20 protein-coding genes and 1 tRNA gene are annotated in these 20021 nt (G+C 55.5%); 14 read left to right on the top strand and 7 right to left on the bottom strand.

All coding sequences use genetic code 11. From position 1 onward, the window contains the following. The 3 genes from ACFWXH_RS07195 (at position 1) to ACFWXH_RS07205 (ending at position 1668) form a co-directional block, all read left to right on the top strand. Positions 1-507 (top strand): hypothetical protein, encoded by a 507-nt coding sequence (locus ACFWXH_RS07195; protein ID WP_379112659.1) that lies wholly within the window; start codon positions 1-3, stop codon positions 505-507. 347 nt (positions 508-854) lie between these two features. Beyond that, positions 855-1325: a hypothetical protein gene (locus tag ACFWXH_RS07200; protein ID WP_379112656.1), complete on the top strand. Its 471-nt coding sequence runs from the start codon at positions 855-857 to the stop codon at positions 1323-1325. A gap of 64 nt (positions 1326-1389) precedes the next feature. Further along, positions 1390-1668, top strand: a complete 279-nt coding sequence (locus ACFWXH_RS07205; protein WP_379112654.1) for a DUF5334 family protein — start codon at positions 1390-1392, stop codon at positions 1666-1668. A gap of 41 nt (positions 1669-1709) precedes the next feature. Here ACFWXH_RS07205 and ACFWXH_RS07210 read toward each other — a convergent pair whose 3' ends face one another. Then, complete coding sequence (locus tag ACFWXH_RS07210) at positions 1710-2765, bottom strand: lysozyme inhibitor LprI family protein (RefSeq protein WP_379112651.1); 1056 nt, start codon at positions 2763-2765, stop codon at positions 1710-1712. A gap of 194 nt (positions 2766-2959) precedes the next feature. On the opposite strand from ACFWXH_RS07210, the gene ACFWXH_RS07215 reads away from it, so the two are divergent. The 6 genes from ACFWXH_RS07215 to ACFWXH_RS07240 all read left to right on the top strand — a co-directional run bounded on the left by ACFWXH_RS07215 (position 2960) and on the right by ACFWXH_RS07240 (position 9587). Beyond that, positions 2960-3232, top strand: coding sequence for a hypothetical protein (locus ACFWXH_RS07215; protein ID WP_379112648.1), 273 nt, complete (start codon positions 2960-2962; stop codon positions 3230-3232). Beyond that, the gene (gene hxsB / locus ACFWXH_RS07220) at positions 3229-4638 is read left to right on the top strand and encodes a His-Xaa-Ser system radical SAM maturase HxsB (RefSeq protein WP_379112645.1); all 1410 of its coding nucleotides are present in this window, start codon (positions 3229-3231) and stop codon (positions 4636-4638) included. The genes ACFWXH_RS07215 and hxsB overlap by 4 nt, the downstream gene beginning before the upstream one ends. A 98-nt stretch (positions 4639-4736) precedes the next feature. Beyond that, a complete protein-coding gene (gene hxsC / locus ACFWXH_RS07225) occupies positions 4737-5741 on the top strand; it encodes a His-Xaa-Ser system radical SAM maturase HxsC (protein ID WP_379112642.1) in 1005 nt (334 codons plus the stop codon). Next, positions 5741-6304, top strand: coding sequence for a His-Xaa-Ser repeat protein HxsA (hxsA, locus tag ACFWXH_RS07230; RefSeq protein ID WP_379112639.1), 564 nt, complete (start codon positions 5741-5743; stop codon positions 6302-6304). The genes hxsC and hxsA overlap by 1 nt, the downstream gene beginning before the upstream one ends. Positions 6305-6451: 147 nt before the next feature. After that, a complete protein-coding gene (locus tag ACFWXH_RS07235) occupies positions 6452-8677 on the top strand; it encodes an AAA family ATPase (RefSeq protein ID WP_379112636.1) in 2226 nt (741 codons plus the stop codon). Position 8678: 1 nt separating this feature from the next. Continuing rightward, entirely contained in the window at positions 8679-9587 is a 909-nt protein-coding gene (locus ACFWXH_RS07240) for a hypothetical protein (RefSeq protein ID WP_379112633.1), read from the top strand. 96 nt (positions 9588-9683) lie between these two features. On the opposite strand, the gene ACFWXH_RS07245 is transcribed toward ACFWXH_RS07240, so the two are convergent. The 3 genes from ACFWXH_RS07245 to ACFWXH_RS07255 all read right to left on the bottom strand — a co-directional run bounded on the left by ACFWXH_RS07245 (position 9684) and on the right by ACFWXH_RS07255 (position 13682). After that, the gene (locus tag ACFWXH_RS07245; RefSeq protein WP_379112630.1) at positions 9684-10121 is read right to left on the bottom strand and encodes a MucR family transcriptional regulator; all 438 of its coding nucleotides are present in this window, start codon (positions 10119-10121) and stop codon (positions 9684-9686) included. A gap of 170 nt (positions 10122-10291) precedes the next feature. Continuing rightward, entirely contained in the window at positions 10292-12307 is a 2016-nt protein-coding gene (locus tag ACFWXH_RS07250) for an ATP-binding protein (protein WP_379112627.1), read from the bottom strand. Beyond that, a complete protein-coding gene (locus tag ACFWXH_RS07255; RefSeq protein WP_379112624.1) occupies positions 12297-13682 on the bottom strand; it encodes an SIR2 family protein in 1386 nt (461 codons plus the stop codon). Before ACFWXH_RS07255 ends, ACFWXH_RS07250 begins: the two co-directional genes overlap by 11 nt. Before the next feature lie 407 nt (positions 13683-14089). On the opposite strand from ACFWXH_RS07255, the gene ACFWXH_RS07260 reads away from it, so the two are divergent. Further along, a complete protein-coding gene (locus ACFWXH_RS07260; protein ID WP_379112621.1) occupies positions 14090-15379 on the top strand; it encodes a hypothetical protein in 1290 nt (429 codons plus the stop codon). Continuing rightward, the gene (locus ACFWXH_RS07265) at positions 15376-15534 is read left to right on the top strand and encodes a hypothetical protein (protein ID WP_379112620.1); all 159 of its coding nucleotides are present in this window, start codon (positions 15376-15378) and stop codon (positions 15532-15534) included. The genes ACFWXH_RS07260 and ACFWXH_RS07265 overlap by 4 nt, the downstream gene beginning before the upstream one ends. A 53-nt stretch (positions 15535-15587) precedes the next feature. Here ACFWXH_RS07265 and ACFWXH_RS07270 read toward each other — a convergent pair whose 3' ends face one another. Next, positions 15588-15824, bottom strand: a complete 237-nt coding sequence (locus ACFWXH_RS07270; protein WP_379113129.1) for a multiprotein-bridging factor 1 family protein — start codon at positions 15822-15824, stop codon at positions 15588-15590. A gap of 153 nt (positions 15825-15977) precedes the next feature. On the opposite strand from ACFWXH_RS07270, the gene ACFWXH_RS07275 reads away from it, so the two are divergent. The 3 genes from ACFWXH_RS07275 to ACFWXH_RS07285 all read left to right on the top strand — a co-directional run bounded on the left by ACFWXH_RS07275 (position 15978) and on the right by ACFWXH_RS07285 (position 18752). Beyond that, positions 15978-16613: a hypothetical protein gene (locus ACFWXH_RS07275; RefSeq protein ID WP_379112617.1), complete on the top strand. Its 636-nt coding sequence runs from the start codon at positions 15978-15980 to the stop codon at positions 16611-16613. Between the two features lie 157 nt (positions 16614-16770). Then, positions 16771-17034 (top strand): hypothetical protein, encoded by a 264-nt coding sequence (locus ACFWXH_RS07280; protein ID WP_379118712.1) that lies wholly within the window; start codon positions 16771-16773, stop codon positions 17032-17034. A gap of 128 nt (positions 17035-17162) precedes the next feature. Continuing rightward, positions 17163-18752 (top strand): recombinase family protein, encoded by a 1590-nt coding sequence (locus ACFWXH_RS07285; protein ID WP_379118714.1) that lies wholly within the window; start codon positions 17163-17165, stop codon positions 18750-18752. On the opposite strand, the gene ACFWXH_RS07290 is transcribed toward ACFWXH_RS07285, so the two are convergent. Next, positions 18720-18793 (bottom strand) — tRNA-Gln (locus ACFWXH_RS07290). The two genes, ACFWXH_RS07285 and ACFWXH_RS07290, sit on opposite strands and share 33 nt — an antisense overlap. A 138-nt stretch (positions 18794-18931) precedes the next feature. Further along, complete coding sequence (locus tag ACFWXH_RS07295) at positions 18932-19882, bottom strand: lysylphosphatidylglycerol synthase domain-containing protein (protein WP_379118716.1); 951 nt, start codon at positions 19880-19882, stop codon at positions 18932-18934. Positions 19883-20021 lie beyond the last annotated feature (139 nt).

The following is a 20021-nucleotide window of genomic DNA, read 5'->3' on the forward strand; positions in this document are numbered from 1 at the left end:
ATGAAAAGATTGAACTATAGATATCCTCTGGCTCTCGCCATCACGGCCTCCATCGTAGCCGGACCGGTGTCGGGGCGATCGGCTCCCGAACACCACCTGTGGCAGGACAAGCGGACGTTCGAGGCTTACAGCAAAACAGCCCGGTCTATCACGGGTTCGATAGGGCTTTCCGGTCATCGGGACTTCGCCACGCCTGGCAGCAAAATGACCATCACTTTCGGTAACGGCAAGAAAATCCAGCTGACGTCCCTCGGCGCATCATGGCGTCAGTGGGATGATGTCGACAACAAGAACGTGACCGCCGAAGTGTTCAAAATGGCGAGGGATCCAGGCAAGCTCCTCAACGGCAACACACTTTGTGGGGATGGAGCGCGCTATATCGTTTTCCATGAGTCCATATCGAACGGGAACTCTCTACTTAGCGTCGCCGTCTTCGATAGTTCGAAGGAGCCAAAGGACATACACAGTCCCGGGCTTTGTGGAACTTTCAACTTTTTCACCAATTGACGTCGGGCGCAAAAAGGCGGAGCAAGGCCGTTCGCTCCAGCATATGCGCCTTGATAGGCGTCAGGTCTGCGGCGATCATTGGTTTAAGATCCTTCCCGCAGGTAGAACCGCTAGTCAGTGTCATCGCCAAGGCGAGTGCGCATTGAAAGGCCTCTGCAGACTTACCGCGATTAAGCTGAAGAACTAACGCAAGAAAACCGACGCCGAGCAGGCTGCCAAGTTGTTGCACGAGGCTAGCGCTGGTCGCCCAAAGAAGGGCATCGCCAGCGCAAATAGTATGGCCCAGCGGAAGGGACTAGACATCATATGGGATTTCGCCCCAAGAATTGGCCTTGGGGGGGACCGATATGAAACATCTTCCACTGTTGTTGGCAGCCGCATTATCTTTTGGTGGCTGTACAACGAATACATCGATCGCACAAAAAGACCTCACGGGCGAAAGCACGCTTAGTTTATGCCGGATGCTAACGGCAAACTACGACGACGCGTACAAAGCCAAAATTGTCAGGCTGCTTGTTCGTCGCGGTGCTTCTGCTGAGAAGTGCATGAAGCTGATCGCGTCGGACAACTCCGTTGCAACCGGGGTTGCTGCGGCAGGGCTCGGCGCCGCCGCCGCAGCTGTGGCTGCCAATAATGGCGGCTATGGGGGAGGAGGATACTATCCACCATCCTATGGCGTGGCCTGGGATCAATTCTACGGCCCAAACTACACATTGATCTGGCGCTGCCGGGATCGTGCAACTGGCCGGTTCGTCTACGACGGCTACTGCGGAGGACAACCAATGGTCGACTCTACGTGGCCTGGCTGGAGCGCGTAGAAACATGCCCGGAAGACCTGTGATTCATTCGCCACATCAACTCAATCGCGATCGGAGTACACCAATGCTTACCTACCGGGCGGGCGCTTTCTCATGCTTACTCTTGTTTCCATTGAATGCCTTTGCGTGGGATGGAGTCGATACCAGCACCGGTAACTCGGTAGAAATCGAGAAAGGCAACCTTGTTCGGACGGGTCGAGACATCGAGATTTACGACTACGATGCCGGCGAGTATCGCGATGTCACGGTCGAAGACATCAGTCGCCACGGATCCACTGTGGAGGTGGAAGTCTACGACAACGAAAGTGGTGAGTACCGCACCCTGGAAATGGACGGCCAGTAGCTGACCTGCTCAGCCTTATTGGCATACCGCCTTTCCTGAGGTCACAATTTCTTCGCTGCGTCGCTGTTTTGGACATCTAAGGATTTTGACAGTTTGTCCCACAGGGGTGTCAGCGTGTGCCGAAGTTCGAACTTGTTTATTGTCGATCCGTAGTGGCGGAATTCTATCTGGCTCGAACTATTCGACCACGTGAGCACATCGTTCTCGAACTTGTTTCCCAGTTTGTTCTGCCATGTCTCGACACGTTGTGTCGGTTCCCCATATGCCTTGCGCATAAGTTGTTGGAGGCTGGCGAAGCTGTCGGAGGGACCCTCAGTAGATATCCAAAACAGCCTTTGAACGCCGGCATCATCTGGAATGAAATAGAACCCAGTCATCACGCTAACATCGCCCAGAACGATCCCGGCTTCCATGACCATAGGGCTGCCGTAGCTCATCTGAACGTCGTAAAAGTATGAACAGAAGACGACCCCTGCAGCCGCCAATTTGTCGGGATAGAGCCGTGCCGACGAATAACCGAGCTGCTCTGCCCGCGGATCGTTGCTGCAAACTAGATAGGCGTTCGGATTCTTGTCCGGGTCGGGATACGGGGCAGATCGGAATTCCCGCAGACTCATCCCAAGCCTGAAATCCCTCCGTGCAAAAGCAGCTGGCCATGGATTGGTAACAGCCATTGCAGGGTCGGGCTTGGGAGGATTGGCGGTGGTTCCTGAAACGACAGGTTCGATCTTGTTGGCAGGGCTGGCCTCGAATTGTATTAGCGCCCATTGTTGACTGAGTGCGATGCAAGCTTCGTCTGCCCCACAGGCATGCCGTCGCGCCAGGAACGCTTTTGCAATCGAAATAGCCTTCTTCCGATTTCGTGCTTTGAAGCTCTCATAGGCTGTTGTTGTTTCTAGGTCAGTTTGGGCCAAGTAGGGATTGGCGCAAATAGCAACCTCATCGGGACGCTTCGCCTTTGTGCAATCGAAGCTCGGAGATGCGGATGCAGAACTTGCGACTAATGCGACTAAAGCCCCAATGAAAATCCACTTCCTTGCGAGGAAAACGTCTGCCGACACGCGCCTGCGAACAATTAACATGCCAGCAAGCGTCAAGACTGCTCTCCAATCCATTGCCAAGCCCTCCCCAGAGCGCTCGAAAGATCGCTGCCTCATCCTTACAATGCAAGCTGGATTCTGGATTTCCGTTGCGTTTGCTCGCCAGCTGGAAATTCGTTGACTCTGGACCCATTAACGTCACTTGATTACAAGCATAACACGTGCACTATCCCCGTCGGGGAGAGCGGGCTGTGGGTAATATCATTTCAGAGTCGGATTCTATTCTGACGGTTGCTATTGCGCCGCAGTTCGAAGCCTTTGTTTCGAGTGCCTGCGTCAGATTTCAGGTCCAGTTTCCCGAACTGACGGTGCGGATAGAAAACGGGATGGCCGAGATTTCCGGTTGCAACCGCCGCAGCTCCGACATTCGGCGTGCGTTCCTCCATACCCTCTACCGCGAGAAGATCTACGCAGAGACCTTACCTCTCAGGGCAAACCTGGTCGCAGCGGTAACCTCGCGATGAACGTCTGGCCGCTCAAGTTCCGCGAGCTCGCGGATAGCCGAATTTTATTCGCCGACGATGCCGGCGGCTTCTTTAAGTCGGATGACAACTTCCTCAACCGATACGCCGGCGACATGTTGAATGACGGAGATCGATCCTTTCTTACGGAAGGCGGCCATTCCTCCGACGACGAGCTCGATCTTTCTTGGACATCCTTTGCCTATCGGTGGTCGCAGCGGCAATCGAAGCCCCAGCAGCTGAACTACGTCATTCTGGTGCCGACACTCCGGTGCAATCTCGCATGCGGGTACTGCCAGGTGTCCCGGGCTCCGGAAAAGGCACGCGGCTTTGATTGGACCGACGAAACTTTGGCCGCAGTTCTTGCTTTCCTTGGTTCCATCGAAGGCCAGAATATCAAAGTTGAGTTCCAAGGCGGCGAGCCGCTGCTTCGTATCGATCTCCTCGAGATCGTACGCGACTTTTGCCGTGGCAAGTTTGCTCGCGCCCAGTTCGTTGTCTGCACCAACCTTCAGAACTTGGACGAAAGAGTGTGGTCTTTCCTCGACGCTGATGACACTTTCATCAGCACTTCGCTCGATGGAGACGCGACAACTCACCAACGACAGCGGACGCATGACGAGGGCTGCACGCGGGCTTTCTTCTCAAATCTCGAAGCTGCGGTGGCGCGCTATCCTGAGGGGAAGATTTCGGCGCTGCCGACGATTGATGTCTCGTCGCCACCGGATCTCGGGGAACTTCTCGACAGCTATGAACGGTATGGGATCAAATCTGTCTATCTGCGGCCAATAAACCATCAGGGGTTTGCGCGGAAGCTTGATCAGGGCGCGGACGCGTTAGGCCGCTGGAACAAGCTCCATTCGGAATTCATCGACCGTCTGATTGACCGCAATCACCACACCGGTCGCTTTATGGAAGAGTACTATTTCAGTCAGTGCCTAAAGCGGGTTCTTCGCTCTGGAGCTGACAACCATGTCGATATCCGCAATCCCGGGTTCTTCGCTTCGGATTACGTCGTCATCGATCACGACGGGAAATTCTATCCGACGGACGAAGCACGCATGCTGTCGAGAATTGGCCGCATCGATCTCAGCATCGGGGATGTGAACACAGGCATCGACAGATCGAAGGTGGAGATCCTGAATTCCGGCGCCTTCAACCACTTCGATCCGGACTGCATCCACTGCGCATACCAGCCGTTCTGCGGTTCAGACGTTATCGATGACATCTCCCGCTACGGTCGCATCGACATGCCGCGCCACGACACCTGGTTCTGTGGTCGACACCTGTCGATTTTTGACAAGGTATTCGAGGTGATCTACCGTCAGGACGACGCGGCTCGCGGCTCGGTTGCTGCTTGGTTGGGTATAGGCACCTGGGACCCGAGCATGGTCGCGGTGCATTCATGACACCGCTCCGCATCAAAGCCGAGGCACAGGCCGCACAGCCATTTGTCGTCCGGCTCCGGTCATTCGAGGGTATGGCCAGCGTCGATGGACGGGCTGACATGAGTGCTTTCGATGTCAGCCTAGAGACCGCAGGCGCAGACGTTGCCGAATATGCAGGCGAGGTCGGTTCAGTTCGGATCCTCGGGATCGATCCATCGGATGTTGATGGCGATGTGCTGCTCGTTAATCCACAAAGAGGAACCGCTGATCGCTTGATCCGCAGCACGTCACCCCACAATACGTTCCTGGTGACGGAGCGTTGCGACCAGCTCTGCGTGATGTGCTCGCAGCCCCCTAAGAAACAGCATGTCGACCTTTTCGGGTATTTTGAGCAGGCTGCGATGTTGGCTCCCGAAGGGGCAACGATTGGGATCTCGGGTGGCGAGCCGACGCTCTTCAAGGCCGAGCTCTTCAAGTTCCTCCAAAGGGTTATGCGGGCCAGGGAGGATCTCCGGTTTCACGTCCTGACCAATGGGCAGCATTTCGAAGAAGGCGACCGCCCGAAGTTGCTGGAATTGGATCGCGAAAGGATCGTCTGGGGAGTACCCCTCTACTCGGCTGATCCCGTCATCCATGATGAAATCGTCGGCAAGACTGGGGCTTTTGGAAAGCTGCGTTCAGGCCTGGCATTCTTGGCACGAGCTGGTGCACAAATCGAGTTGCGCACAGTTCTCATGCAGCCGAATGCCCAGGGACTCCCCAGGCTCGCCAGATACCTAACAACATCGGTGCCGTTTATCCAAACCTGGGCGATCATGCAGCTCGAGAACATCGGTTACGCACGGCAAAACTGGAGCCGACTGTTCTATGACAGCTCAACTGGCTTTAGAGCAGTCGGGCAGGCCATCGACATCGCCCGAAGCCGCGGCATCGATGTTCGGCTTTTCAATTTCCCTCTCTGTACGGTCCCTAGATCGTATCGGCATCTAGCACCGTCGACGATCTCTGATTGGAAGCGGGCCTATATGGATGGCTGCAAGGACTGCAGTCTCAGGGGCGACTGCGGCGGTTTCTTCGAATGGCACCCGCGAGATCATGGGTATGTGGGCTTGGGTAGGGTCTGATGAAAAAGCGCTTGTTTGCGATACCGTCGCTGTTGGCGGCGGGCTTCATGCCATCAGAGGGGCAGGCCTTACCTTCAAAGCCATTGTTGACTGACGGCGGTAAGTCGCTGTCCTTGTTCGATATCTTCAAAATGGACCATGTGTACACGCTGGCGGGGCACCGCAGCCACAGCTCACACAGGAGCCATAGCTCTCATAGCAGCCATCGATCGTCGACCGGAGGCTATTCGTATCGGCCGCCTGTCTATAACAGTCCGTCGCCGTCTTATGTGGCACCTTCGAGTCCGCTCTATTCGACACCGTCGACCACATATCAGCCGCCCGCGGCAACAGCGCCGGCGCCGCTTCGGACGCTGCCTGGCAACGCGAACAAGTTCAAAGAGATCGTCCTCGAGGTGCAGTTCGCGATGCTAGCGTTTGGCTACTACAACGGCGAATTGAACGGTCTGATGGGGCCTGAAATGAGGGCAGGGCTTCAACGAATGCAGGTGGACTATGGTCTTAAGGTTACGGGGACGATTACGCCGGAGACGTTGAACGCGTTGAAGATCGAGGCGCGGTGAGATGGTGGCCTCTTTTAAACTCGAAGATGTGTCGCGTGAAAGCTAGTGAGTCCTCAGCTCCGCCTCCGAACTACGGCAGGAGGCCAACTGCTGAAATAGCATAGGCATGGGTGAAAGGAGCGGTGAGGCGGTTGGAGCGCGAGGGATGTGATTAAGGTTGGTCGTTTAGGGGCGAACTTTCCGCCGACTCTGGCATCAGATGATGCCATAGCCGCGCGCCGGGCTGTGGAGGAGGTTCTTCTTCTCAGTATCCAGGCACGAGCACAACGCCGTATACCCTTCGAAGCAAGGGTCTACGGCGCAGAGGACGTGCGCAAGTCTCTTTATGCACAGTTCGAAGGTAGATGCGCGTTCTGTGAGAACGATCTCCGAAACTCGGAATGGCCAGTCCATCATTTTCGGCCACTTAGAAGCGCGTCGGACAGCTCGGCCAAGTTTCCAGACGAACACTATGCTTGGTTCGCCTACGAATGGGGCAATTTGTATCCTGTATGCGGAGATTGCCATCGTGCGAAAAAGTCGAATTTTCCGGTAAAGGGAAGGCGCGCTGCACCGTTTTCATCATTGGATGAAGCTCGGAACATTGAGGCCGCTCTTTTGCTTGATCCTGATATTGATGACCCTTCACGCCATTTGATTTTTCGTTGGAATGGCGAGTGCGAGCCCAGTTCGGAGCGCGGCGAAGTCACAGTTGCGACATTCGATCTAAATCGATGGAATTTGGTGGAAGAGCGCCGCGATTCCGCACATCGTCTATTTGAATTCTTGAATGTAGCGCCGAGTAGGCCACCGACCGATGTGATCGTCGAGTTGAACAAACTTGTGCGGTTGCGCCCTGGCTTGTCCGGTGCGCTGCTGAAGCGATTTGTTGACGATATATGGGACAGGTCAGCACGTCGCTCACGATCACGCGGTCCATTCGATGCTCTGCAAGCGTTCCTCAAAGATATGGACTCCGAAGTTTACGGAGCTTGTCTCGAAGAAGCGTTGAGTGAATTTCGCAGTGATCCGGGCAGTACGGGTTCATATATCCCTGGGCCAATTATTTCGGAACCTATGATTTCGGTTGCTAGGGCGCAGCCGCTGCTGGCGCATGACTTTCAATTTCGTTCGATCAACATCAATGGTTTCAAGGCGCTCCGGTCAATACGGTTTCAAGTTCCAGAACGAAGGAATTCCACATACGGCGCGCCCTGTCTGATGCTGCTCGGTGAGAATGCTAGCGGAAAAAGCTCCATTCTCGAGGCCATAGCGCTCGCTCTCATTGGCACTGAGGCGGCGAGCAAGGTAGCAGGTCCGCCATCCGACTACCTCCGTCGAAAGGATCCACGGCGATGGGCGCTGGTCGACCCAGAGCCTATGTCAATCGCGATCGACTTCTTCGGTTTGAGTGACCCAGTGGAGCTTCGGGTGGATCCTGCGAGACAGGTCTTTGAGGGGCCAAGCAGTCCGACTGCACTAGTATTAGCGTATGGCCCTCGGCGGTTTTTTTCAAAGGGTGGTCGGATGCGGCAGGGAGGAGCTGAGAGGTATGTACGCACTCTCTTCGATCCGATGGCCACAATTCGACACCCGGGTGCTTGGTTGAATCGCCTGCGCGGCGACAAGTTTGATGCCGTCGCGCGCGTGTTGAGAGAGGTTTTTGTTCTTCGTCTTGACGATGAGCTCATAAGAGATGGCGAGATGGGAGTGTCCGTGCGTGCCAACGGACTGCTCACGCCGCTCGACCGAATGAGTGAAGGTTACAAATCGCTGTTTGCGATGACCGTTGACGTAATGCGCGGGCTGATGGGCCACTGGGATAACTTGGACGAGGCTCGAGCGATCATACTCATCGACGAAATCGAAACTCACCTTCATCCGAGATGGAAGATGCGTGTAATGGCAGCTCTGCGGCGCGCTCTTCCTTATGTCACTTTCATTGCCACAACTCACGATCCTTTGTGTTTGAGAGGACTCGATGATGGGGAGGTTTCAGTTCTTGTCCGCGACGAGCAACAGAACATTGAAACCTTGGACGATCTGCCAAGCATCAAAGGATTGAGAGCAGACCAGCTATTAACGTCTGATTTCTTTGGTCTTTCCAGCACGGCTGACCCGGAGATGGAGGAAAGGCTTTCGCTGTATGCGGGTCTGTTAACCACTCCTGTCGAACGACGAAGCACGAGTGAGCAAGCTAAGTTGCGCGAAGTAGAAAGTGAACTCGCCCAGACGTTGGTGATTGGAGATACCGCTGTCGATCAGGTTGTTGCTCAAGCAATGAGGCAATTCGTCGAAGCTCGGCAGGGGGCCCCAGTTGCTCAACGTACTGCTGCGCGTCAGCGGATGGTGTCGGCATTGCTCGATGCCCTTAATCAACCTCCAAGGACCTGACGTGCGCTTCGTCAACCGGAATGATGTTGCGGAACCTCCGTCTCTTGCTAGTGCGGATAGCGCTGGAAAGACCGAGCTTGAGAAGGCGCGCGCGTACTATGGGGCAACTCCACCTCCCAAGAAGAGTTACAAATTCAAGGCATATACGGCGGACGACGTACACAAAGCCCTCGACAAGCTCTTCAAGGGGAAGTGCGCATACTGTGAGACACCCTATCAAGCCTCTCAACCAGTAGACGTAGAGCACTACCGTCCGAAAGGAGGTGTGGAAGATGATCCAGATCACTTGGGCTACTGGTGGTTGGCGATGCGCTGGGACAATCTTCTTGCAAGCTGCATCGACTGCAATCGACGCCGTCGGCAGGTAACAGCAACTTTGGGCGAAACTCTACACGAGCTCGAAACTGCCTTTTATGAAGGCAAGACAAAGAACTCGGGTAAGAAAGACTCATTCCCGACTAGAAATGGAATTTGGGCTCGCACTGAGGCCGACGCTATCGACAACGAGCAACCGTTGCTGATCGATCCAACACGGACAAACCCCGACGGGTACATTCTCTGGCCGGTCGAAGGAGCCACTTCAGTGGCAGTATCTTCAATTGCTGTCGATGGGAGCGAAAGCCCGGAGGGGAAGGCATCGATCCACGTATACGGCCTGAACCGTATGGGTCTTATCCAAGAGCGAACGAAGCTATTGCTGGAACTGCGTGTAAGAGAAGAAAGACTCCGCAAATTGCTTAATGTGGCGGAACAAGCCGAAGCGGCAGGCCAGCCGATTGACGAGTTCTTGGATTTGGCGCGTGAAATGGCTGCCGATATGGTTGGGATGACCTCTCCGGAAAGTCGCTACTCTGCGCTCGCGGTAGCTTTCGTAACGGAGTTGAGAGCTAAGCTCAACGACCTCTTCTGACTTGCCGCTGGACCCTCCCTCATTAAATTCAACCGGCTTTGTGTCTAGATAGGTCGCGGTTCCTCCGCGTCATTAGGTACCGCAAGCCCAAAGTTCCTATTTTGCGATATCCTTCTTAATCCGCTTTCCCTTCGGCTTCCTTCCCAATCCGAGATTTTTAGCAAGCGCCGACCGCTGTTCTGAATAGCTTTCGGCCACCATTGGATAGTCAGATGGAAGAGACCATTTCTCACGGTACTGTTCCGGTGTTAGCCCCAAGGTTGTCAGGTGCCGCTTCAGCGTTCGATATTGCTTTCCGTCCTCCAGACTTATGATGTAGTCGCGCGTTACCGACTTCTTGATGGAGATGCGGGGTTTCTGCGGCTCAACAATCGGTTCCTTCGGGCTATTGATACCGCTTAGGCTGTGAAAGACGCTAGCGATGACACCTGGCAACTCGGATACCGGTACGGGATTGTTGGCAACGTAAGCGCTTACGATCTCAGCAGTGAGTTCGGTGAGTATGTCGGTGGAAGGTGGGTTTTCCTCGGCCATTTTATTGTTCCCCAGTTTTATTGGCGGATTCGCCATTATCCGAGAATGGGGCGTTTCGAAAGGTGAAATTTAAGGCTTAAAGTTCGGCCCGAGACACTCAAGGGGGAGCATGGCTGCGAGGATTGACCCTACTGTGAACCTTGACCAAGGCTCAACGAGCCACCCAACGCCTACCTTAGGAGATCGCCTTCATCTTCATCGTCACTGAGGATGACCTCCTGACCATTGGAAAGCGATAGGGGAGTGCAGCGACCAGTCTCCTGAAACCAAAGAGCACTGATATGCGCATCGTCGCTCGCGGGCAGCGGATCTGCCCGTCGCACCTTGAAAGTGGTGGGTAAGTTTACCGAATTTCCAAACACCAACGCATGCTGCTTCGGGAGTGAAGGCAATCGTCGTAACACTCCCTCAGATATCGTCGGTGACATTTGCCTGATCTGTGACAGATCGTCGGGATTCTGGATCCGGTGAACGACAAAATTAGAACACTGCGAGAGAACAGTCTTCGATAACTCGCTTGGCCGCTGGGATGCGACCAGCAGGATAAGTCCGTATTTTCGGCCCTCTTTAGCGATCCTGTCGAACACGCGTCCGGCCTCCAGGGCATAACGCGACGGTGTGGCCGAGATGTAGCGATGCGCCTCCTCCAGAAGCAGGTGGACGGGGAACCGGTTACGCGGTTCGGCCTGACGCAGCAGCCTGAAAATCATGCGAGCTACGACTGCGCTCACCAACTCGACGACTTCATCGTCGACGGAGTTCATATCAATGATAACGATCTGCGCCGACTTCAGATGTCCCTGCCCATGCGGGATCAAGCCTAATAGACTGGCGAGAAATGCTTTGGCATCGTTCGGTGCGCCAACTGCGGTATGGCGAAGAAAGTCATAGTCTTGCCGCTCTAGCAAAGCTTTGAAGCGGGTGACCATTTGCGAGCAATAGTCGCGGATTTGGCGATTGCCGTGCGCTTCCTCGTAAAGCAGCGCCAGGTCGATCGCATCCCCCAGTGCCTCGAAATCAAAAGGAATATTGCCATACTCGGGCATCTTAAAGTCGGGAATAAGAAAGCCGCCATGTCCGTCTGCGCCTATAAGGCGTTCAAAGGCATCGTTAATGTATTGCATCGTGCCGTAATTGACCTCAATCAGATCGCCGATTGTGTTCGAATTGATTTCGGCAGTGCTAAAGCGCTGCATAATTCCGAGAATGCGCGTTTGCTTAGCGCCCGGCGGTGTTTCGTCTGAGAGGATTTGGGTTATACACTTGGCGAGGATGTGGTTGCGGATCTGATTGAGTTGTTGACTCGCGGTTCCGCCAAACAGCGTCGCCAGCCCCAGGGCCATTCGCAAGATCGGTACTTGCGTCCGCTCGCTCGCCTGGAGCAGCAATTCCCATTCCGACAGATCAAGGAACCAATGCGGAATACGAAAACGTCCCGCGGCAGCGGTGCCGTCGAGGATGAGTCTGTCGACTCCGATCTTGGTGTCATTGGCAATGTTGCTGAACGCCTGATGGTATTCGCCGTTGACGTCAAACACCACGAACGTTGCACCCCTGGCGTGATGTTCGTCCCGTTTTTCGAAAAGCTCCTGAAGGATTGATGCCACCGTACAGGACTTGCCGCTACCGGTGTTGCCCAGCACTGCGGCATGGCCACCGAAGAATTCGTCGATTCGCACCTTCACAAGGTATTCCTCGAACACTACCGACTTGCCTATCTCAAGGATTCGCAATCGGGTGGCTTCGGGCGGGACAGGGCCGGCCCCGTCCAACCCGGTTGAAGGCTCCGTGGCCGGACTAGTATCAAAGATACGGTCAAGCTCGCGGTCCAGCGCGTATAGCGCGTCGGCGTAGAGCGAGGGGAAGACGGAAACGCCGAACCTGAACTTTCCCCCCTCTATTGGGAGCATGCCCACTGGCACTACGTCCAGAAATTTAGCTGAAGCCGCCCTATCCAGATCACTGCCCGCAGCGGTGTCGCGTTCCCGAAGTCCAACGATCTCTGCTACGACATAATCAGTCTGCGCCAGGATCATGACAAACGATCCCAATCGGGCGACATAGTGAACGTCGTCAAAACCCACTACCGTAAAGCTGTCCGTGTCACCCTTCATTTCTATCACGAACTTGTCGGCCGAGACCGACACCACTGAGCCGATGGTGCGCCGCCGATCGTCAGTCGTCACTGGCTACTCCGTCCGCTGTCGCTGTGGTCCCTGAGGCCATCGTGCGCAGCACCAACTTGACCGCCTCGTCGATGCGATCGGACGGCCGGCGAGGCAGTAGATGCTCCACAATTGTGCTGAAGTAGTGCGCTGGAGCGCCGTCGGTGGGGCCGGGACCACCAATTATCCAGATTCGCGGGTCGCCAAGCGCCCGAAGTTTGGCGATTTCGCCGCCTGAATTGGGGTCAGCATAAATAATCAGGCGGAACGTTGGGATCGTCAGCGCTTGATAGATGATGTTGTTCAGATGCTCGTCACCGAATGCATAGCCCATAGTGATCAGAACGCTCTGCTCTCGGACAACCCGTGACTGGAACTCGCGGAAGAGATCAGAATACGGGGAACCGAGACTTGAGTTCTGCTTGGCTGGCGTTGGGAAGATCATTACCTTTGAGGGTGATGTCTGCGGCCATGTTTCTCGGATTGGAAACAGCCCGTGATCGTCTTCAGTCCAACTGATCGAGCCGTGCAGCTTGCAAAGGTAGACGAAGCCGTCCACCGCTGACCACTTCCGGTTTGTTAAGTCGAGCTGTTCGGCAAGAGCATAACGAAATGTAGCAGGGTTGAACCGTCGCTCCACCACACCTGAAAAACCATTGGAGTAGGGCAAGCCCAAGCGATCCATCGCACGCTCGTTGAAAAGATCGTAGTTCGTTGTGAATACCCAAGGACGAGGCAACGAGCGGTCGCGTAGCACTAATCGACGATAGAAAGATTCGTACAGGTCGAGAACACTGTGGTCGCCATTCGAGAAAGGCCCCTCGGTGCATCGCTCCCAAAGGAAGGCATGTACTTTCTCAATAATGCCGCTGACCGTCGCGACTTCCTCGAAATCGCCCAAATCGTCGCTGCGATCGAGCACGAACCGGAGAGCGTAAAGTGTCTCCATCAGTCGCTCTAGGTTCTTGGCATACCCACCATCGAGCGATAGACCGTAGCCAGCGAGCCAAGAGATTTCGCTAGCGTTCAGCGCCCACTGGGGCGTTGATGAGGAACGCGCATCCGCATCATCGGGCACGGCTGCTGTCTCACTCCTCACTTCGGGTCTCGGAGGGGCTATGGTGCCACAGAATTCCTTGGCAAGCGGAAGCATGGTTGGTATGCCACGTTCTGCCTTTTCGACGACCATAGAAGAACAGCCCGCCCCGAGTAGGAATGCGACGTTGCGCGCACCAAGGGCATCTGCAAGTGCCTTGCGCACCTTCTCAGGTCCCCTGTCCCAGTCAAGCTGCTGAGTTGCCTGGTCTCCGTGTCTAACGAACGTGAAACGCCCGTCAGATACAGCCTTCTCATCCGCAGTCGAGATTTCCGCTACTACTTCGTTGTCCTGTTCCACGGCCCCCGCCGATCAAATTGAGTGCAACCACAATCCATCATCCGCCGAGATTATTACCCGATTCTACACGTCCGTTCCTTCCATTTCCTTCTTTCGAGGCGAGGTACAAGGCTTGACTGCCTCTTTGATATCGATGCCAGGCAACCTGCGCCCTATTTCGAGTGGTCTGAGGAGAAGGCTCTCTTTCCGCTAGTTCAAGCACTTGATACTTGGGGGGGCGTGAAACCTGGCGCTCTACGCGGTCCGTTTATTTAGCTTAATGCTGACACGTTTAACCTCTCGTGAGGTATCAACTTGGATTCAATGACGACGACCCCATCCAATTCGATCCGGATATGGACCCGAATTCAAATAGTTGGGGAGCTTATCTCATATTTTACAGACCATCGCGTCTGTCGGATGAGGAGATGCAATGGCATTTCAGTGATCGCGACGGCCGATGGAGTGAGCAGACGAAGGCGGCGATGAAGGCATCTGGTGCGAAGGGCCTAGACCTCAATCGCAACTGGGCTCTGACCCATCAGGTTTGGTCCTGTGCCGGATGTGGTAGGTCGAAAGGGCAATGCTTCCGACTTTCCAAGCGAGGCATTCTTCTAGGAAAGCTGGAGATACATCACGACCACCTGCGGGACCTCGTCTGGCCGCGTGCCGGGGAGCTGCTTGGAGAGGACTGGCGGGACAGGCTTCCCGGTACTGGGCAAATGCTGGGGCTCGCTAGGGAAATAACGTCGCGCTTTTCCGAAGCGATGGTGTGTTCGGAATGCAATGCAGCCGACGGGAAGGCTAAAAGACTGCTTCCTGAAATCGATCGCCGTTTCACATTCACCGTCTCTGAAATCAAGAAATTTGCGATTCCGCGCGCTGGCTTAGATCACGGTATCGATGTCGTGAGAGCTCGGTCGATCTGGGAGGAGCAACGTGATGGCTTTGAAATGCGATTAGACCTTCTTGATACGCTGATCCATGAGATTGGCAGCCGTCGCATCTCGCACGACAGGGAGGGATGGCTGGGCATCAGACCAATGCAGGAGCTACTCGGCAGCCAGGAAACTGTGTTGAACGCCTTCTACGAGCAGATTCGTGCGGATGACCGCAGGTCCGAGATTAATGGGCTGCAGGCAGAATTCCTTACTCGGTCCGTCAGCTTGGATTCGCTACGTTTTTCCGAACCGCGGGGGGTACTCCCTGCTGTTGCTCCTTCGGACGAGGAGTATGCAGCCTATTCCGATCCGGTTTCTCCAAAGACATGGGGGGCTGCGCCTGAGGACTGGACCTGCACCTGTTGTGGCCGCGCGAAGCGGGAGATTGTCAGGAAGGCCAAGACTGAAAAATGGTCAGGAGGTGTAAGGAGCCTTCGGGTTCTCGTTGACGAGACCGACCTCGAGACGATTACACGGAGGACACGACTGTTTCCTCAATACCGGAACGACTTCTGGGTCGGGGCCTCGCACTTCGTATCGGTCTGCTCCGACTGCAAAAAAGTCAACAGAGACGCACGTCAGAAGGACCGCACCGTGCCTGATGGCTATCTTTCCCTCGAGGACATTCAGGCCGCCCTCCAGGAGGTGCGTCCTCACTCAGAGCACCTAGTCGACTACGCCCTCGTGCGAGAGAAGATGCTGACAAACCGCCTTATGACTCTGCCTACGAAGCCTATTCGGCCTATCAATCACTCGTCCGGAAGCTCGCAATCGTGATGCAATACCGCATTGAACGACGTGTTCCACGCGAAGCGGTCGTAGCTGAATTTTGCGAGATCTTGCACTTCGAGCACGACATCGACTCCCCTGAAGAGCAAGAGGACTTTGTCGAATGGCTGCTGTCGCGGCAGAGATTGGATGATGATGACTGAAGTCACCGCCTAATTGAGATCGTATCTCTGCAGCGCCATCTTGGCCGCATCCGTCATGTACTCTTCGCGCGATGTGACAGGCGCACGCCAGGACCGCCACCGTTCTCCGGTATAAATTCTATCCCAACTGCCTCGAATGTGGCCTGTATCGCGGCTACCGTCGAACTCTTGAGATGTTCTCCTCGCTCAAATCGAGCGATGGTGTCAGGTGATACGTTGGCGTTCCGAGCCAAATCCCTCGTTCCCCAGCCAAGTGCAGCGCGCGCCATTTTGCATTGGATAATGTTCATTTCGTAACAGAGATACGATTTTCGTTGATCCAAAATTTCAATCAAGTTATCGTACCATTGATACGATAATAGGGTCTGGCCGCTGCGGCTGCTGACGGTGTTAGCACCACCCTCAGCAGCCTAACCACACCCAAGCTGTAAGGAGCTCGGATCATGGCTGATTCCGACATTAGCACGACTTTGCCTTCCGTCACGCGCAGGCGACTAATTGCGGGTGCTGCTGTGACAAGCGTATTCTGGCCGTTTGGAGTTTCAAGTCACGAGGGTCCACGAAGCGACCCGGAGCTAAGCGATGCTGTTCTCGACCTCTGCCAAAACTGGCAGAGGCTTCACGATAAGACACTGACGCTGTGCCACCGGCAACATCAGTTGGAAACAGATCTCGCTAGGACGGTGGGTTTTCCTCGCATCGACGTGCAGCTTTGCGATGGCCATGAGGTGACGGTCCATTCCATTGAGGACCTCAAGGATCTCCATTTTCCCGAAGTCGAATGGGGTAGGGCACTCGCGAGCTTGGCCGCGCAACAGGCGCGATGGGACGCTGCGGATGCTGAGATCGGGTATTCGAGAACAGACGATCTGATAAGGCAAGCGGAAGCGGCGGAACAGGCACTTTTAGATGACCTGTCACGGTCTCCTGTGTCTTCCATCGAAGGTATATTGGCTAAGCTGATGGTCATCATACGCAACGGCGAGCACTGGGAGGACCCACACAACTTCCCATGGCCTCATATCCGTTCGGTGCTCGACGACGTCGCCCGCCACCACTGCATCGACCCTACGACATAGTCGCATCACGCGAGCGACAGAGTGAAGGAGTCCATTCGCCCTATTGGTTTGCTGAAGGGGGTAGAAAAGGCAAGGCAAGCGCACATAACGGTCATTCGAGATTTTGGAAGTTTCTCTGATGCTGTTCCGATGCGGATGAAATCCGAGCGGAACAGGAATGGTGAAGACAGCTGGGCACTATTTAGACGATGACAGCGGATTGCCGGCCGAAACGGCTTTGTCGTCGTGCAAGCGCAAAGTCAATGACGCCGTGTTGGAACAAACTATTCGACTTTTCGAAAGTCGCACCGGCCGATCTATGTCCAAGGAAGATGCTCGGCAGATCGTGGAGAATGTCTCTGGTTTCTTTCGCATCCTTTCTGACTGGGATCGGACAGAGCGGGCGCAAAAGTCGGTGCCGCGTAATCATCCAGCGGAGTAACGGCAGGCGAGGGGCATAAATTATCTGCTAACCGGGTTGACGATGGGCCTGAGGCGTCAATGATCTGCCCGCCCTAGTCATTCTCACCGGTACTACCGCCGACCCCAATGACCAAGGAAGCGTCGACGATGGATCAGCGCACCATTCAACTCCCAAAAAACCCGAACTTGGTGAAAGCACTGCTCTATGCTCGTGTCTCTTCCAAGGAGCAGGAGAAAGAGGGATTTTCCATACCAGCGCAATGCAAGCTGCTTCGGGATTACGCCCTGCAAAATCAGTTCGCGATCGCCCAAGAATACATCGACATCGAGACTGCCAAGGCCAGCGGACGCACCAACTTCAGCGAGATGGTCAAGTATCTGCGCAAACATCCGGGCGTGCGCGTCATCCTGGTCGAAAAGACCGACCGGCTCTATCGCAACCTCAAAGACTGGGTGACGCTCGACGAATTGAATGTCGAGATCCACCTCGCCAAAGAGGGCGTGGTACTGTCGCGGGACTCCCGTTCCTCGGAAAAGTTCATGCATGGCATCAAGGTGCTGATGGCCAAGAACTACATCGACAATCTGTCCGAGGAGGCGCGCAAGGGCCAGATGGAGAAAGCCGAGCAGGGCATTTGGCCAACGAAAGCGCCGCTTGGCTATGTCAACGTCGTGGCCAAGGACGGGAAGAAGGTCATCGAGCCGGATCCTGTGCTCGCGCCAATTGTCGTCAAGCTGTTCGAACGCTACGCGACGGGACAGTATTCACTCAAAGCACTCACCAAAGCCGCCCATGCCGACGGGCTGGTCTATCCAAAGAGCGGCAATCTCGTCCCCGTGAGCACGACACATGCGATCCTGCGCAATCGGCTTTATTCCGGCTTGTTCCAGTGGAACGGCAAGCTGCACCGAGGCAAACACGAGCCGCTGGTGTCGATCGAATTGTGGGAACGCGTCCAGGGTGTCCTGACGGGGCGCAATGCGACTCCCATTCATTCTGGCGGGAAAGAGTTTGCCTTCACCGGCCTGATGACCTGCACCGAGTGCAACTGCGCGGTCGTGGCCGAGATCAAGAAAGGCAAATACGTCTACTACCACTGTACCGGGCATACCGACAAAGGCCGGGGCGGCTATGCCGATTGCCGCCGCAAATACGTTCGCGAGGAGGTGCTCGATCAGACATTTGCAGCGCTACTCGACGCGCTGCATTTTGACGAGGAAGTGCTGGACTGGGTACGGGAGGCACTCAAGGCAAGCCACGCGGACGAGAAGCGTGAACATGAGCAAGCCCTCCACAGATGCCAAACCGAATACAAGCGCATCGAAGATCGCTTGAACGCCATGTATCTCGACAAACTCGACGGGCGCATCGACAACGCCTTCTATGACCGCATGTCGACACAGTGGCGCGTTGAGCAGACGCGGCTGTTACGAAAGATCGAACGCCACGGCGAGGCTCAGGAATCATACATGGACGACGGCATTCGGCTGCTCGAATTGGCTCGCAACGCCAGCCAGTTGTTCGCCCGCCAACCCGCGCACGAAAAGAAACGGCTTCTGAATCTGGTGCTGTCGAACTGCGGATGGACCCGAGGTGAGGTTCAGGCGGTCTTCAGACAACCTTTTGATTTGCTTGCGGAAACTTTAGCTTCGGCTGCAGCGCAACAGGCCGGGAGAGCCAACGTATCGGCGGAGCATCCAATTTGGCTGGGGAACCTGGATTCGAACCAGGACTAACGGAGTCAGAGTCCGTGGGTCTACCGTTAACCTATTCCCCAAAAAGCATTGAACTCAATGCCTTGGTGAAACGAGCTGAAGTAACTTGTGGCTTTCCGCCGGCGGCTCGGTAGGCCGCGTGCCCGTTTCTGCGCTGCCTTGTAGCCATGCTCCGGAAATAGTCAAGCCTCGACTGCGTTTCAATTGGTGGCGCGGCCGAACTGCGAGCGCTCGAACAGCAGCACGACAATCAGGGCCAGGATGAGCGGGATGATGAGGTAGAACAGCCGGAATACCAGCAGCGCCGCGATGACGCCGGCCTGATCCATCTGCGGCAGGCCGGCAAGGAACACGACCTCGAACACGCCAAGGCCGCCGGGTGCATGCGAGATCTGCGCCGCCGAAAAGGCGACAAGGAAGATAGCGAAGACAACGAGGTAGCCTGGATTGTTTTCGACAGGCAGCGCGAAATAGAGGATCGCGCCGGCCGCCAGGATTTCCAGCGGCCCGATCACCAGTTGCCGCGCCACGATCGGCAGCCTGGGGTAGTGGATCTGAACGGAGCCGATCTTCAGCGGGTTCAGATGCAGCCAGCTGCCGAAGACATAGGCGCCGACCAGAAGAATCATGGCGATGCCGGCGCCCGCCGACAGCCCGCCATAGCCGATCTCTTTGAAAGCACTGACATCGGCGAATCGATCGAACAGGTCCGGGATGAGAATCAGCACGATGCCGCCCAGCAGGATCGATGACAGCACGAAGGTGATCCAGCAGATCGCCACCAGCACGCCGACTTGCTGGCCCGACAGGCCACGCGTGGCATAGGCGCGGTAGCGGATGACAGCACCGGAGAACACCGAGCCGCCAATGTTGTGCGACAGCGCGTAGGTGGTGAAAGAGCACAGCGTCACGAACAGCCAGGACACCCGCTTTTCAAGATGCATGAGGGCGATGTGATCGTAACCGGCAAGGGCCGCGTAAGCGACGACCGAACTGAATGCCGCCAGCAGCCAATGCGTCCAGCGTATGGCAGCGAGACTCGCCCAGACATCGTCCAGCGAAATACCGCGCAGTTCGTTGAAAAGAACCCATATGGAAAAGGCGACAGCTGCCAGCCCTATCACCGGCCAGATAAAACGCCTGAAATTCATGCCGTCATGGCCATCAGCAACCCCAACCCATCCTATTTCGATGCCCCGCGCAGGTTTTGCACCGACGACGAGCGCCAGCAAACCCGTTGAAACCAGAAATGCCTGATCGAAGCCGGCTATTCAACACTTGTGGCACGTT

It is taken from the genome of Mesorhizobium sp. NPDC059054 (assembly GCF_042739215.1).
Taxonomy (GTDB): Bacteria; Pseudomonadota; Alphaproteobacteria; order Rhizobiales; family Rhizobiaceae; genus Mesorhizobium.

Excerpts from the sequence above, each read along its gene's own strand:
- ACFWXH_RS07195 (WP_379112659.1), top strand. The coding sequence starts at position 1 with ATGAAAAGATTGAACTATAGATATCCTCTGGCTCTCGCCATCACGGCC.
- ACFWXH_RS07200 (WP_379112656.1), top strand. The coding sequence starts at position 855 with ATGAAACATCTTCCACTGTTGTTGGCAGCCGCATTATCTTTTGGTGGC.
- ACFWXH_RS07205 (WP_379112654.1), top strand. The coding sequence starts at position 1,390 with ATGCTTACCTACCGGGCGGGCGCTTTCTCATGCTTACTCTTGTTTCCA.
- hxsB (WP_379112645.1), top strand. The coding sequence starts at position 3,229 with ATGAACGTCTGGCCGCTCAAGTTCCGCGAGCTCGCGGATAGCCGAATT.
- hxsC (WP_379112642.1), top strand. The coding sequence starts at position 4,737 with ATGAGTGCTTTCGATGTCAGCCTAGAGACCGCAGGCGCAGACGTTGCC.
- hxsA (WP_379112639.1), top strand. The coding sequence starts at position 5,741 with ATGAAAAAGCGCTTGTTTGCGATACCGTCGCTGTTGGCGGCGGGCTTC.
- ACFWXH_RS07245 (WP_379112630.1), bottom strand. The coding sequence starts at position 10,121 with ATGGCCGAGGAAAACCCACCTTCCACCGACATACTCACCGAACTCACT.
- ACFWXH_RS07260 (WP_379112621.1), top strand. The coding sequence starts at position 14,090 with ATGCAATGGCATTTCAGTGATCGCGACGGCCGATGGAGTGAGCAGACG.
- ACFWXH_RS07270 (WP_379113129.1), bottom strand. The coding sequence starts at position 15,824 with ATGAACATTATCCAATGCAAAATGGCGCGCGCTGCACTTGGCTGGGGA.
- ACFWXH_RS07275 (WP_379112617.1), top strand. The coding sequence starts at position 15,978 with ATGGCTGATTCCGACATTAGCACGACTTTGCCTTCCGTCACGCGCAGG.
- ACFWXH_RS07280 (WP_379118712.1), top strand. The coding sequence starts at position 16,771 with ATGGTGAAGACAGCTGGGCACTATTTAGACGATGACAGCGGATTGCCG.
- ACFWXH_RS07285 (WP_379118714.1), top strand. The coding sequence starts at position 17,163 with ATGGATCAGCGCACCATTCAACTCCCAAAAAACCCGAACTTGGTGAAA.
- ACFWXH_RS07295 (WP_379118716.1), bottom strand. The coding sequence starts at position 19,882 with ATGAATTTCAGGCGTTTTATCTGGCCGGTGATAGGGCTGGCAGCTGTC.